The organism is Bacillus sp. ATD (assembly GCF_050585765.1).
In the GTDB taxonomy this organism is placed as follows: Bacteria; Bacillota; Bacilli; order Bacillales; family Bacillaceae; genus Bacillus; species Bacillus stercoris.
In genome coordinates, this window is the sequence record NZ_JBOBQH010000003.1 from 191,817 (window position 1) to 205,403 (window position 13,587).

At 40.9% G+C, this 13,587-nt stretch carries 18 protein-coding genes; all 18 read right to left on the reverse strand.

From position 1 onward, the window contains the following. Positions 1 to 19: 19 nt before the first annotated feature. The 18 genes from flhB to fliG are packed head-to-tail and all read right to left on the reverse strand — an operon-like array spanning position 20 to position 13,586. Positions 20 to 1,102: a flagellar biosynthesis protein FlhB gene (flhB, locus tag ACQXR1_RS09230; protein ID WP_014663980.1), complete on the reverse strand. Its 1,083-nt coding sequence runs from the start codon at positions 1,100 to 1,102 to the stop codon at positions 20 to 22. Then, on the reverse strand, positions 1,102 to 1,881 hold the full coding sequence (gene fliR / locus ACQXR1_RS09235; RefSeq protein ID WP_014663979.1) for a flagellar biosynthetic protein FliR: 780 nt from the start codon (positions 1,879 to 1,881) through the stop codon (positions 1,102 to 1,104). The genes flhB and fliR overlap by 1 nt, the downstream gene beginning before the upstream one ends. 7 nt (positions 1,882 to 1,888) lie before the next feature. Continuing rightward, positions 1,889 to 2,158 (reverse strand): flagellar biosynthesis protein FliQ, encoded by a 270-nt coding sequence (gene fliQ, locus ACQXR1_RS09240; protein ID WP_003220888.1) that lies wholly within the window; start codon positions 2,156 to 2,158, stop codon positions 1,889 to 1,891. A 14-nt stretch (positions 2,159 to 2,172) separates the two neighbouring features. Continuing rightward, a complete protein-coding gene (gene fliP, locus ACQXR1_RS09245) occupies positions 2,173 to 2,838 on the reverse strand; it encodes a flagellar type III secretion system pore protein FliP (protein WP_003245692.1) in 666 nt (221 codons plus the stop codon). Next, a complete protein-coding gene (fliZ, locus tag ACQXR1_RS09250) occupies positions 2,831 to 3,490 on the reverse strand; it encodes a flagella biosynthesis regulatory protein FliZ (RefSeq protein WP_040083170.1) in 660 nt (219 codons plus the stop codon). The genes fliP and fliZ overlap by 8 nt, the downstream gene beginning before the upstream one ends. A 14-nt stretch (positions 3,491 to 3,504) precedes the next feature. Continuing rightward, complete coding sequence (cheY, locus tag ACQXR1_RS09255; protein ID WP_014476812.1) at positions 3,505 to 3,867, reverse strand: chemotaxis protein CheY; 363 nt, start codon at positions 3,865 to 3,867, stop codon at positions 3,505 to 3,507. A gap of 25 nt (positions 3,868 to 3,892) precedes the next feature. After that, positions 3,893 to 5,032, reverse strand: a complete 1,140-nt coding sequence (gene fliY / locus ACQXR1_RS09260) for a flagellar motor switch phosphatase FliY (RefSeq protein WP_014663977.1) — start codon at positions 5,030 to 5,032, stop codon at positions 3,893 to 3,895. Further along, positions 5,022 to 6,020 carry a flagellar motor switch protein FliM gene (fliM, locus tag ACQXR1_RS09265; protein ID WP_003220879.1) on the reverse strand — a complete coding sequence of 333 codons (999 nt, stop codon included), beginning with the start codon at positions 6,018 to 6,020 and terminating at the stop codon, positions 5,022 to 5,024. Before fliM ends, fliY begins: the two co-directional genes overlap by 11 nt. 33 nt (positions 6,021 to 6,053) lie before the next feature. Continuing rightward, positions 6,054 to 6,476 (reverse strand): flagellar basal body-associated protein FliL, encoded by a 423-nt coding sequence (fliL, locus tag ACQXR1_RS09270; RefSeq protein ID WP_014663976.1) that lies wholly within the window; start codon positions 6,474 to 6,476, stop codon positions 6,054 to 6,056. After that, positions 6,473 to 6,688, reverse strand: a complete 216-nt coding sequence (gene swrD / locus ACQXR1_RS09275; RefSeq protein ID WP_014663975.1) for a swarming motility protein SwrD — start codon at positions 6,686 to 6,688, stop codon at positions 6,473 to 6,475. The genes fliL and swrD overlap by 4 nt, the downstream gene beginning before the upstream one ends. A gap of 39 nt (positions 6,689 to 6,727) precedes the next feature. After that, on the reverse strand, positions 6,728 to 7,522 hold the full coding sequence (gene flgG, locus ACQXR1_RS09280; RefSeq protein ID WP_069149597.1) for a flagellar basal body rod protein FlgG: 795 nt from the start codon (positions 7,520 to 7,522) through the stop codon (positions 6,728 to 6,730). Between the two features lie 21 nt (positions 7,523 to 7,543). After that, positions 7,544 to 7,966 carry a flagellar hook assembly protein FlgD gene (gene flgD, locus ACQXR1_RS09285; protein ID WP_069840323.1) on the reverse strand — a complete coding sequence of 141 codons (423 nt, stop codon included), beginning with the start codon at positions 7,964 to 7,966 and terminating at the stop codon, positions 7,544 to 7,546. Beyond that, a complete protein-coding gene (locus ACQXR1_RS09290; RefSeq protein WP_168780915.1) occupies positions 7,963 to 9,426 on the reverse strand; it encodes a flagellar hook-length control protein FliK in 1,464 nt (487 codons plus the stop codon). Before ACQXR1_RS09290 ends, flgD begins: the two co-directional genes overlap by 4 nt. Before the next feature lie 12 nt (positions 9,427 to 9,438). Then, complete coding sequence (locus ACQXR1_RS09295; protein WP_168780914.1) at positions 9,439 to 10,053, reverse strand: MotE family protein; 615 nt, start codon at positions 10,051 to 10,053, stop codon at positions 9,439 to 9,441. 11 nt (positions 10,054 to 10,064) lie between these two features. After that, on the reverse strand, positions 10,065 to 10,508 hold the full coding sequence (fliJ, locus tag ACQXR1_RS09300; protein ID WP_014663970.1) for a flagellar export protein FliJ: 444 nt from the start codon (positions 10,506 to 10,508) through the stop codon (positions 10,065 to 10,067). A 3-nt stretch (positions 10,509 to 10,511) separates the two neighbouring features. Continuing rightward, positions 10,512 to 11,828 carry a flagellar protein export ATPase FliI gene (gene fliI, locus ACQXR1_RS09305; RefSeq protein WP_014663969.1) on the reverse strand — a complete coding sequence of 439 codons (1,317 nt, stop codon included), beginning with the start codon at positions 11,826 to 11,828 and terminating at the stop codon, positions 10,512 to 10,514. Next, positions 11,825 to 12,577 carry a flagellar assembly protein FliH gene (gene fliH, locus ACQXR1_RS09310; protein ID WP_041521507.1) on the reverse strand — a complete coding sequence of 251 codons (753 nt, stop codon included), beginning with the start codon at positions 12,575 to 12,577 and terminating at the stop codon, positions 11,825 to 11,827. Before fliH ends, fliI begins: the two co-directional genes overlap by 4 nt. Continuing rightward, positions 12,570 to 13,586 (reverse strand): flagellar motor switch protein FliG, encoded by a 1,017-nt coding sequence (fliG, locus tag ACQXR1_RS09315; protein WP_014663967.1) that lies wholly within the window; start codon positions 13,584 to 13,586, stop codon positions 12,570 to 12,572. Before fliG ends, fliH begins: the two co-directional genes overlap by 8 nt. Between the last annotated feature and the right edge of the window lies 1 nt (position 13,587).

Consider the following 13,587-nt stretch of genomic DNA (forward strand, 5'->3'; position numbering starts at 1 on the left):
TCCTTTTAAATCGAAAAATTCAATATACTTTTTGTTTTGTTTTATATACGTAAGCCAGAATTTCTGCCAAGACTTTAAAAAATTCTTCCGGCACTGCCTGGTCAATTTCCACCTGATCATATAACGCACGGGCTAGCGGTCTGTTTTCTACCATCATGACATCGTGCTCTTTAGCAATTTTCCTGATTTTTAACGCCAGGTGGTCAACACCTTTTGCAACAATATAAGGAGCGTCCATTTTTTCTTCGTCATATTTCAGGGCAATCGCATAGTGAGTCGGGTTTGTGATGATGACATCTGCTTTTGGAACTTCCTGCATCATCCGCCTCATCGCCATTTCCCGCTGTCTTTGTTTAATTTTAGACTTAATAATCGGGTCACCTTCAGATTTTTTGTACTCGTCTTTTATATCTTGTTTTGACATTTTGATATTTTTCTCATAATCAAATCTCTGATATAAATAGTCAAGACCAGCAAGAATTAATAAAGCACCTGCACCGCTCAGTCCCATCCACAAAGTGAGTTTTGAAACGAAAGAAAGTGCCTCTTCAGGTGTCAGGAGAGGAAGCCGGAGAATTTCTCCATAATGCAGCCAAAGCACAGCGAATGCCGCAAAACCGACAACTGCGATTTTCAGAATTGATTTAATCAACTCCACAATCGCCCTCATACTGTATATTCGTTTAAAGCCTTTGATTGGATCGAGTTTTTCAAGCTTAGGCTGTATCACTTCAGCAGAAAACAAGAATCCAACCTGCATATAGTTGCTTACGACCCCTGCAACAAGAGCTACAAGCAAGATTGGTGCAAGTATCATGCCCGTATCCTTTAATAAGCTGACAAACAAGGTATGCACATTTGATTCTGAGAGCTTCATTGTGAGCGATTCGGTATAAAAAGTTTCTATAAATGACAGCAGCCTGTCTCTCATATACGGGCCAATTGCAATAAGCGAAAGGAAAATAACAAGTAAAGAAATGGCGGTATTGACATCCGAACTTTTGGCTACCTGTCCTTTTTTTCGCGTATCCTTCCGTTTTTTCGGAGTGGCTTTTTCAGTCTTCTCCCCGGCAAAAAACTGCAGGTCAATTCTAAGCTTCATTAAGAAACACCGACCAATGCTAAAAGATTCCGCATCGTTTCAATCGTTAAACTGAAAACATTCCGCACAACGACGAAGATAACGGACATACATACAATGAGCATGATGAAACTGACAGCGATCTTTAAAGGCAGACCGACCACAAATACATTTAATTGCGGAACAGTTCGAGCCACGATACCTAAAGCTAAATCAACTAGAAACAAACTGGCCACAACAGGCGCTGACATTTGAAAAGCGATAATAAACATCGCATTAAAGCTTTTCGCGATAAAATAAGCAAACTTTTCATCGCCGAAATTCGGAAATGCCTGATCAACTGAAATATACTGAAAGCTGTAGTAAATACCGTCCAGCAGCAAATGGTGGGCATTGACACTCAGCATAAACAAAAGTGCCATCGTATAAATAAACTGGCCAATCAACGGACTTTGCGCTCCGGTTTGCGGATCAATAACGTTTGCTATTGAAAATCCCATTTGAAAATCAATAAACGAGCCGGCAATCTGTACTGCGGCAATCATCATATAAGCGATTAAGCCGAGACATAGGCCAACCAAGGCTTCCTTAAAAGCCAAGAGCATATATTGCTCATCTATCTCCAAAGAGGGCGGTTTATCAATGGTGCTGAAACAAATAACCGCCAGAAAAAAAGCAAATCCTATGCGGTGAACAGCTGGGACATTTCGATGTCCGAATAGCGGAATCGTTACAAAAAAAGCAGAGATTCTAATAAAAACCAATAAAAAAGCAGGAAATAAGTCAATAATTGAATTCATCTCTGCATTACCCTGCAAAACGATTTAGATTAGAAAACAGCTCTGTTGTAAATGAAAGAATCGTCGACAGCATCCACGGACCAAAAAAAATGAGGGCCAGAAGAACCGCCACGATTTTCGGAATAAACGCCAAAGTCTGTTCCTGGATTTGAGTTGTCGCCTGAAATATGCTGACAATTAAACCGACCAGTAAAGCAATGGCCAATAACGGCCCGCTGATCATCAGTGTTACGTATACGGCTTTTTCCGCCATAGAAATTACAAATTCTGAACTCACGTTTAGCACCTACCCTAAAAGCTCTGAAGCAAAGATTTCACAATTAAATACCAGCCGTCCACCAAAACAAAAAGTAATATTTTAAAGGGCAGAGAAATCATAACTGGAGGGAGCATCATCATTCCCATTGACATCAAGACGCTCGCCACTACCATATCTATAATTAAAAATGGGATAAAAATCATAAACCCTATTTGAAATGCAGTTTTAAGCTCTGATATGGCAAAAGCCGGAACCATTGTTGTTAGCGGAATATCCTTTAATGATTCAGGTTTATCCATTTTTGCGTAATTCATGAACAGCGCCAAATCCTTCTGCCTTGTGTGTTTACTCATAAATTCTTTAATCGGTTCCTCAGCTTTCGTATACGCTTCATCCAAGCTGATTTTGTTGTCCATCAATGGGGTCAGCGCTTCTTTATTAATTTCTGAAAAAGTAGGAGCCATAATAAAAAATGTTAAAAACAGCGCAAGCCCGATAAGAACCTGGTTTGGGGGCATAGATTGCGTCGCAAGTGAAGTTCTGACAAATGACAGAACGATGACGATGCGAGTAAAGCAAGTCATAAGAATCAATATTCCAGGCGCCACTGAAAATACAGTTAACAATAATAGTAATTTAACAGTTGAACTTACGTTTTCCGGATCGCTTGAACTGAAAATATTTATAAACTCATTCATGATGACGTGGGCCTTTCTTCTTTCCTTCAGAACGGTTTTGTTTTAACTCTTCAAGTTGCTCTTTTAATGCTTTTGAAAATGAAGGCAGTTTTTGCTGCGGCTGATGCTCAGAACTCTTAAGCGGCTTCACAAACTTTTGCCACTCTATTTTGCTTGACATTGCCTCTTCATGCTGACTGAGAATGACTTCAATCTCTTTTTCATCCTCAATTTCTTTCAGCAGCTGGATCGTCTCTCCTACACCGACGACGAGCACGCTTTTTCCGACCTTGATCAATTGTATGGATCTGTTTTGGCCGACCGATGTGCCGCCAATATTTTCAACATATTGAAAAGGCTTGAGGAGCCGATTTCTTTTGTTCATGAGCTTAACCAGCCCGTAAATCAGCACGATAACAAACAGTAAAGCGAAAATCATCTTTACAAAATCAAAAGCTGAGACAGAAGGAGCAGCCGCTCCCTCCGTCTCATCAGCAGTTTTTGTTGTTTTTTCTTCCTTTTGCCCTGACTTATCTGCAGTTTTCTCATCTTTCTTTTGAAACCATTCGTTTACAGTTGAATTCTCAGAGTCTGCCGCAGCAGCAGCAATTGGATGTACAGTGAATAAAACGAAAAAACAAATAAAAGCGATGAAATATTGACTCTTTTTCAACAATCGTACACCCTTTAACTTAATGTTTTGTTGATTGCTTCAAGCACACGGTCAGCTTGGAAAGGTTTCACAATGAAATCCTTAGCGCCGGCCTGAATGGCATCAATAACCATTGATTGCTGTCCCATAGCAGAACACATAATGATTCTTGCCTGAGCATCAATTTGTTTAATTTCTTTTAATGCTGTAATCCCATCCATTTCAGGCATTGTGATATCCATCGTAACAAGGTCAGGAGAATGCTCTTTATATTTCTCTACTGCTTGTGCTCCATTTTCAGCTTCCGCTACTACTTCAAAACCGTTTTTAACCAAAATATCTTTAATCATCATTCGCATAAATGCTGCGTCATCTACAATTAAAATTCTATGTGCCATAATTTATCTCTCTCCTTGTGTTTCGTTATTTTAAATTATTAATGCGCTCTGCCTGGCTTAAAATGTCAGTGACTCTTACGCCGAAGTTTTCTTCAATGACAACAACCTCACCTTTGGCAACGATACGCTGATTAACTAAAATATCTACCGGCTCACCAGCTAATTTATCAAGCTCAATAATACTACCTGCAGAAAGCTCTAAAATTTCTTTTACACTTCTCTTTGTTCTGCCGAGCTCAACAGTAATTGAAAGCGGGATATCTAAAAGCATATCCAGATTATTAATAGGGGCTTGTGTCGCCTCATTTGGATCAAACGCAGAAAATTCCACCGGTGAAACCTGAACTGGCGCTGCTTTTTTTGCTGTTCCCTGCCTTTTTGGCGGCTGCGGCTGCTGTTGCTTCGGTTCAATACGAGGCTCTGGCGTCACAGGCTCTTTCGGCTGCTCGTATGTAGCATCAGGCTGCGCCGTTGTTGCTTCCTCTGCATTTCCTGAATTCATAAGGCTTGAAATTAAATCTTTCGCAAATGTTAATGGGTAAAGCTGCATAATACTGGAGTCTATTAATTCTCCCACCTTTAAGTTGAAAGAAACTTTCACCAGCATTTCATCATCAGGAATACGGTCTGTGCCCTTTTCTTCAGTTACATCGAGCAATTCAACCCGAGGCGGTGAAATATCAATTTTTTTACTGAATACAGTAGACATTGATGTGGCTGCCGATCCCATCATTTGGTTCATTGCTTCTTGAACCGCACTTAAATGGATTTCCCCCAGTGAAGGATCCGCACCTTTTCCGTCTCCCCCGATCATTAAATCAGCAATGATCGCCGCGTCACTTTGTTCCACGACTAACAGGTTGCTGCCGCTGAAGCCCTCCGTATAATTTACTTCAATCGCTACATACGGTTCAGGAAACGCATCGCTGATTTTACTTTTTGGGATAACCGTTACGCTCGGAGTCGTAATATCGACCTTTTGATTTAAAAGTGTTGACAGTGCTGTCGCAGAACTGCCGAATGAAATATTACCGATTTCACCGATCGCATCACGCTCCATTTCCGATAAGTCATCTACTTCCGGAACCTCTGGCTCATCAAGCGTGCTGCCAGTACCGTTAAGAAGCGCGTCAATCTCATCTTGAGATAATCTATTATTCTCCATCTTGTTCACCTCTTATGTCGTGATCTAAAATTTGCACTGCCTGTTTTCGATTCACCCGGCCGGCTTGTCCTAAAAATTTCGGCTTATCTCCGACCAATACAGTAAGAGGATCCGTGACTGATTTGTCCAAAGTTATGCAGTCTCCGACTTCTAAACTTAAAAACTCTTCTATTGTCAGTTCAGATGTGCCGAGCTCGGCCACGACAGGTATTTGTGCTGTCATGATACGTTTTTCAAGCGACTTTGTTTCCTCAGGCTTTGGCTCATTTCGGTCTGATTGCATCCAATAGTGGACTGAAAGCTTCGGTATGAGCGGCTCGAGGACGATATGCGGGATACAGAGATTAATGACACCGCTGATTTCACCGATTTGAGTATTAAGTGAGATCACCACGACTGTTTCATTAGGAGACACCATCTGAACGAATTGCGGATTCACTTCAAACTCAGTCATTTCCGGTTCAATATCAGCAATTGACTGCCAAGCTTCTTTATAATTACCCAGTGCATTTTCAAATAAATTAGAAATGATTTTTGTTTCAATTTCTGTCAAGCTGTCAACCTTGTTATGACTGATTCCAATCCCACCCATGACTCGGTCCATCATTGTATAAGCTATCGTAGGGTTAACCTCCATCATAATTCTGCCTTCCATCGGATGGACATCAAATAGATTCAGAATCGTCATGTTCGGGATCGATCTGATAAATTCCTCATAAGGGACCTGGTCAACAGAACTGACAGATATATGAATATAGGTTCTGAGCTGAGCCGAAAAATGAGTGGTAAGAAGTCTTGCAAAATTGTCATGAATTCTCGTTAAACTGCGGATCTGATCCTTAGAAAACCGCAGCGCACGTTTGAAATCATAAACCTTGACTTTCTTCTCTTTTTCTTCTTTTTTCAGCTCTTCAGCGTCCATTTCACCAGTTGATATTGCAGAAAGCAGTGCATCTATTTCATTTTGGGAGAGAACTTCTCCTGACATTTTCCTCACCTCCGTATTCTGTCAAATTATGCTTTATTGCAGATTAAAAGAGGTAATATACACTTTTTCTACTTTTCCTTCTTGGAGGTAGCTATTTATTTTATCTTTTAGTTCCTTCTTAAAGGTTTCTTTTCCCTTGTCTCCCTCAATCTGATCAGCATTCGTATCAGCCAGCAGTGATATAACAGCGTCTTTCACTTGAAAATCACGTTTCTCAAGTTCTTCTTTTGATTTATCAGAATCAGTTTCAAGTTTAATAGCAAGACGGATAATGTTATCAGACTTTAAATTTGTTGTGATTTCTTCTACATCAACAGAAGATGAAACAATTTCATCAATACTTTTTTTCGCTTCACTTTTTTCGGACTTTCCGCCTAACACAAAATAAGCCGTTGCCCCGAGAGCACCAATTACGATAAGAATAATTAGTAAGATGATCATTAACTTTTTCTTCATTCCGGTTCCTCTATTCCTTGATCCATTGAAAATATTTGTATGTTTCGGTAGAAAGATGCGATCTTTTCCAGAACAGTTTCTTCATCTTCTTTCACTACAAACTTCTTACCATTTGACAGAGTGATTGTAGTATCCGGAAAGCATTCAATCTGTTCAATAAATAGCGCATTCAGTGTAAAGGGCTGCCCGTTCAAACGGGTTACTTTAATCATAAAACAGCGGAGAAGCGATTACTCGCCTCCCCTCCCTCCTTAACGTTTAAGGTTAACCAGTTCTTGAAGGATTTCATCAGATGTTGTAATAATTTTTGAGTTTGATTGGAATCCGCGCTGGGCTACGATCATTTCAGTAAATTCGTCAGTTAAATCAACGTTAGACATTTCGAGAAATCCTACTTTAAGGGAACCTGTACCACCATCACCGGGCTGGTTCGCTGCACTGGCCGTACCAGAGTTTAAAGATTCACGGTATAAGTTGCTCCCGATTTTATCTAAGCCGTCACTGTTGGCAAAAGTCACAATCCCGATTTGTCCGCCGTCTTGTGGTTGACCGTTGGCATCAACGATCGATACCTTACCATCAGAACCGATAGTGAAGCTCTGTGCATCAGTAGGAATTTTAATTGTTCCGCCATTCATATTTAGTACATGGTAGCCATCACCTGTAACCAATGTTCCGGTGTTATCTAAATAGAAGTTTCCAGCTCTTGTATAAGCTGTTCCGGCGCCTGTATCAATTTGAAAATAGCCATCGCCATCGATTGCTAAATCAAGTGTTCTTCCTGTGCTTTGTGTCGCGCTTGTTGAATGAATTGTATCAATTGTGCCAGATGATGAACCTAAACCGATTTGCTTAGAGTTTGTTCCGCCGATTGTTGCACCAGCAGCAGAACCGCCGGCAATCGTTTGGCTTACCATATCTTTAAAAGTCACACGGCTCTTTTTGAATCCTACTGTGTTCACGTTTGCAATGTTGTTACCGATTACGTCAAGCTTTGTTTGAAAGTTTTTCATACCGCTGATTCCAGAATAAAGTGAACGTAACATAATGTATTCCCCCAGATTTTTTTATTTAGATGATTGTCCCACAGACATGACATTCGCAGGACTGATCTCGGTCCCATCATCAAGAACGAGATAATAATTTCCTTTAGAATGTTTAACAGAGCTTACTGTGCCTGTTTTATCTGTTGCACTTTTACCATCAGTCCAAGATACTTCTTTTCCCATCCAATCAACATACGTTGTAAACGGATCTTGGTTTTCGACGAATTGAGTCATTGTCGTATTCAGATTCATCATTTGCTCCAAGCTTGAAAAAGTCGCCATCTGACTGATAAATTCTTTATCGTCAACCGGGTTGAGCGGATCTTGGTTTTGAACTTGAGTCATTAATATTTTTAAAAACTCGTCTTTCCCCAAGCTGCTGTTGTTCGTCGACACGGTGTTCGTTTTTTCAGGCAGTTTATATTCTGAACTTATAGAAGTCATTCTTCCTCCTCCATTTCAACCATCGACACTTCATCGAGCAGATCGCCAAAATCATTTGATTGCTTTTTCTGTCTTTGCTGTCTCTGTCCCTCTTGCTGCTGTTTCTGTTCATCAGCAAGCTGGCCGTATATCGGCTGATCCCCGCTTTGGACCGGAAGAGTAAAACGGTCTATTTGGACGGCCATATTCGGCAATGATTGCTTCAGCTGCGGAAGATGCTGTTCAAGCAATTCTTTTGCTGATTGGCTAGATGCAATGATTTTACTCTGAAACATTCCATTTTCATTTGTCAGCTTGATTGTGACAAATCCTAAATGTTCAGGGTTCAACCGAATGGTGAAGCTTCCCGTTGATCTGCCGAAAGGCGTATATTTCATCTGCTTCCACGCATTGATCACTTGATCAGCCACCGTTTTTGTTTCAGCATTTGGTATATCAGATGACATCTGCTGCAGATCAAGTGTTTGAACTCCTCCTATGCCTCGATACCCTGAAAACATCATTTGGAGTCCTGATTTACTATATACAGGCTGAATACTTCCAGAAACATCCGATGCACTTTTGCTGGATGAACTCTGCGAAAGCGGTGTGAAAACACGCTTCCCAAAGTCTTGTGATGATTCGGATGATTTCGATAACAAGAAAGCTTTCAGCTGGCTTTCAGCTAAACTCCATTCTTTGGTCCCTTTTTGAGGGAGCATAGACATTTGATCCATTAAGCTTTGAAAACTTTTCAGCTCTGACGCTGTCATCGAATAAAGTTTTGAACTCGACTCATCTTTGGTGAACATTTGCTGTTTAAGATCCTGAATTAGCTGTTGAGATACACCTTTTTTTTCTAATGCAGAAAGAAATTGATCCCCACTTTGGTAAATGGCATGAGCTTCATTGCCATTCCCTCGATCAGTCAGCTTATTCCCTTCTACAAGTTGGCTAATGAACATCTGGATATAGATCAGTTCTTTAGCAGCCTCGGATACTTCATTTTCCTGATTTGATTGCTCTGTATCGGACTTCAGTGGTCCATTAATGTCAAGAGCAGAATCATTGGCACTCAGGGCCGTTTTAGCTTCTGAAAAGATTTTCTCTGTTTCTGTGAGCAATTGATCCATCCCGCCTGACAATCTTGATTCAACTGCTTGCAAAAGATTTTGCAACATTTGCAGAGCATTCGCATCCAATTGCTTCCCTGTCAGTTTGCTTAATGTTTGCAGAAGACCCGCATTTTGTTTGTCTTGATCTTCAGGACTTGCTTTTAGCCATTCACCGATCTTTTTAAGCGCATCTTCTAAAAGCTGACCTCCGGAATTCGGAGTACCCTTTTCTTGTTCTGAGAGTTCCTTTAAACCTGCCTCAGATATAAGCCAGTTTTGAAAAACACCCGGGCTACTTTTCATGCTTTTAGCGGCAGAACCCGTTGTCGTTTGCAGCAAAGGTCCCGATAATTCAAGCAGCTTCACCTTTAATTCCCCCTATTCTTGGCTGGCAGCAATTTTTTCTGTATAGGTTGCTGCTTGCTCAGGAGTCATTTTTGCCAATATGTCAGCAAGCTGCTTTTTGCTTAGGCCATTCAATATTTTCAGTGCTTCTTGCTCCTTTAATTGGGCAATAATTTTCGCAGCCTTTCCGCTGTCCATGCTTTTGTACACACTGATCACTTTGTCATTTTTAGAAGAAGCTTTCGAGTCTGATGTTCCCTCAGTATGATTTTCAGATGACTTTTTTTGGTCCTCCGCCGTCTTTTCAAGTGAACGAATCTTTTGATTGAGCCTATCGATTTCCGATTTACTTGTTTCTAAATCTTTATTCAATATACTGATTTCACTTTTTTGATCTTTAATGGTCTTTTCCAGAGCTGCCGTATTACTGCTATCCTTACTTGAAGCTGTGTCTTTTTTATTTTCGGTTTCAGGAACCAATTCCTTAAGAACCGGCGTTTTTGCCGCAGCATCCTGGATCGGCTTTAACACATTGACACCAGCAGCCCAAAGAACAATCCCCCCTGCGATTAGAAGAAACATCAGCGGGAGGATAATGATAAGCAAAACCGAACGGAACTTACCTGTTTCTTTCTTTTTGCCGGACATTACATTCGCTCCTAATGGCCTTGAATCATAAACTGCTTAATCGAAATATCGTCCATTTCTTTCATTTCTGCAGCTTTGTCTTCAAGAGCAAACATTTTAAACTGTTTTTCACGCATTTTTTCAAACTTTTTCACTTCAATATTTTTCTCTGTCAAAATTTCTTGTTTTTGATTCATTTGATTTCTTTTCATAATGACAAGCTTTTGATAGTGATAAATCGTATTATCAAGATTTGAGACAAATTGTTGGTAGTGCCTCATTTCCTGTACACTCATGCCGCTTTTTAATTTCTTTTCTTTATTTTGTTCTAGTAATTCTTTTTTGCTCATACTCTCATATAATTTTTCAGCAACGTTTTCAAATTCAGAAACTGATTGCTGATAATCGGATAAGGATTGGTCTTTCTCATTTTCTTTTAGTTCCAGCAGCTTTTGGAATCTAAATTGATAAGCCACGTTTTATTCCTCATTTCCTGTCAAACTAGTTAATGCAGCAATGCTTTCTTCCAATGATGCCGGTTCATCTGTTCCCTGCTTTAAAAATTGAATAAGCTGCGGATAAAATTGTATCGCTTCATCAATTTCTCTTGAGGAGCCTCTTTTGTAAGCTCCGATATTAATGAGATCTTCCGAATTTTGATATGTCGATAAAAGTTCGCGGAATTTATTTGCCGCATCCAGGTGCTGTCTTGTCGATATGTTTGACATCACCCTGCTGATGCTTTTTAGGACATTAACTGCCGGAAACTGGCCTTTATTGGCAAGCGCCCTGTCCAACACAATATGTCCGTCTAAAATTCCGCGTACGGTATCGGCAATCGGCTCATTCATGTCATCGCCGTCTACCAGCACTGTATAAAACGCCGTAATGGTTCCGTGCTCGTTTGCACCTGTTCGCTCTAATAAACGAGGTAAAATAGCGAACACAGAGGGTGTATAGCCTTTTGTCGTCGGTGGTTCTCCAGCAGCTAAACCAATCTCCCGCTGCGCCATCGCCACCCTTGTAACAGAATCCATCATAAACATGACATTTTGGCCTTTATCTCGAAAATACTCGGCAATTGCAGTAGCTGTATATGCCGCTTTCAATCTCATTAATGCTGGCTGGTCTGAGGTGGCAACAACTACAATCGATCGTTTCAGCCCCTCTTTCCCAAGATCTTTTTCAATAAACTCCCGGACCTCTCGTCCACGTTCTCCGACAAGTGCAATGACGTTTAAGTCAGCCTCTGTCTGCTTGGCAATCATCCCCATTAATGTGCTCTTTCCGACACCGCTTCCGGCAAAAATTCCAATCCGCTGACCTTTACCGACTGTCAGCAAGCTGTCAATGGATCTGACGCCAACACCCATTTTTTCACGGATAGGCGGCCGTTTCATCGGGTTGGGCGGTGATTGCTCCGTCGATACAGGCGAAAGCCCTTTCGGCAGAAGTTTTCCGTCAAGCGGTTCTCCAAAAGCATCGATGACTTGCCCGATCAGTCCAGATCCAACTTTAACCCGAAGAGATTCCCCAGTAGCTTCTACAATGCTGCCTGGTGCAATACTCGCAGCCTCTAAATAAGGCATAAGCAAAATATTTTCTTCTTGGAAGCCGACTACCTCAGCTTTAATGACTTTCCCAGATTGTCCTTTTGCATAAATCAGGCACACGTCGCCAATTGAGCTTGCAGGGCCTTTTGATTCAATCATCAGGCCGATGACCCGCTTGACTTTTCCGTACCGTTTATACGAGTCTGTCATTTCTATACAATCTATCAGACTCTGTGTCTTCATTCAGCTGCACCCGCTTCCAGCGCTGTCAGAAGTTTATCTTTCAATTGCATCAATTGTGTGTCAACACTTGCATCTACCCTGCCAAAAGGAGTTTCAATATAACAGGTTCCTTTTTGAGCTTTTTCATCAGCATATATGCCAAGACGGCATTCTTTATAAAGAAGCTGCTGGATTTCATCTTTTTGCTGAAAGATTGTCTCATAGTAATAAGGATCAACATAAATTGATATATCGTCATATTCCTTCACTTCGTTTACAACCTGTTGTACAAGCAGGAGGAAAGCTTCTTTATCATCAGATTTTTGCTGCCAAACTTTTTTTGCCAATGCAACGGCAAGTTCAACGATTTCTTCATTAGCGTCTTCAAGCTTGTCCTCAACAGCTTTTCTGGACATTTCAGTAATTCTGTTCGCTTGGCCGATCAGTTCGGCATACTGTTGCATTGCCTCAGCTTTGCCCAATGCTACTCCTTCTTCAAAGCCCTCGGCTTTTGCTTCCTCAATCAGCTTCTGTTTTTCAGCCGCCCAATCATTTTTCTCCTGCTCAATTTGACGGCGAGTATTTTCTATATGACTGTTCGCCTGCTCAGAAATCCGGTCAGCTTCCTCTTTCACTCGGGCCATAAGAGCCTCCGGGTTCTCTTCAGCCTGCAAAAGGTGGGAATGATCAATACGCACCTCTTGTATAGAAAGTTTTCTTTTTTCCTTTTGTGGAGAAAAAGATGATTCTTGTTTAATGATATTAGACAATAATATCATCCCCTCCGCCTCTTGCTATCACAATTTCACCGGCTTCTTCAAGCTTTCTGACGATGCTTACAATTCTCGATTGAGCTTCTTCTACGTCTTTCAAGCGTACAGGGCCCATAAATTCCATTTCTTCTTTGAAGGTTTCAACCATACGCTGTGACATATTGCTGAATACAATTTCTTTGACTTCCTCGCTTGCAACCTTTAATGAAAGGAGCAAATCGTCATTCTCAACATCGCGAATGACTCTCTGAATAGCACGGTTATCAAGTGTGACAATATCTTCGAAGACAAACATCCGCTTTTTAATCTCTTCAGCAAGATCGGGATCTTGAATTTCCAATGAATCCAAGATCGTCTTCTCTGTCCCTCTGTCTACTCCGTTTAACACTTCCACAACAGCTTCAATTCCGCCTGTTTGTGTATAATCCTGAGTAAATGCAGAAGATAATTTTTGTTCCAGAATCCGTTCTACCTCATTAATAATTTCTGGTGACGTTCTATCCATGACCGCAATTCTTCTCGCAACCTCAGCCTGAACTTCAGGATTCAGCTCCGATAAAATTTGCCCGGCCTGCACAGGATCTAAATAAGACAAGATTAAAGCCATTGTCTGAGGATGCTCTTGCTGGATAAAATTCAAAATTTGTTCAGGCTCCGCTTTTCTGGCGAAATCAAATGGTTTCACCTGCAAAGAAGACGTCAGCCTGTTTAGAATGTTTTCCGCTTTATCCTCTCCAAGCGCCTTTTCTAGAACTTGTCTTGCATAGCTTAAACCGCCTTGAGAAATATAATCTTGTGCAATGGCTATATTGTGAAATTCTTCTATGATTTCATCCTTTTTTTGATGATCGACGCTTCGAACACCTGATATTTCCAGCGTAAGCCTTTCAATTTCTTCATCGGTTAAGTGCTTATAAACAGAAGCTGACACATCTAACCCCAAGGAAATCATGAGAATGGCTGCTTTTTGTTTTCCTGTAAGCTTATCTTGATCACGTCTCGCCATT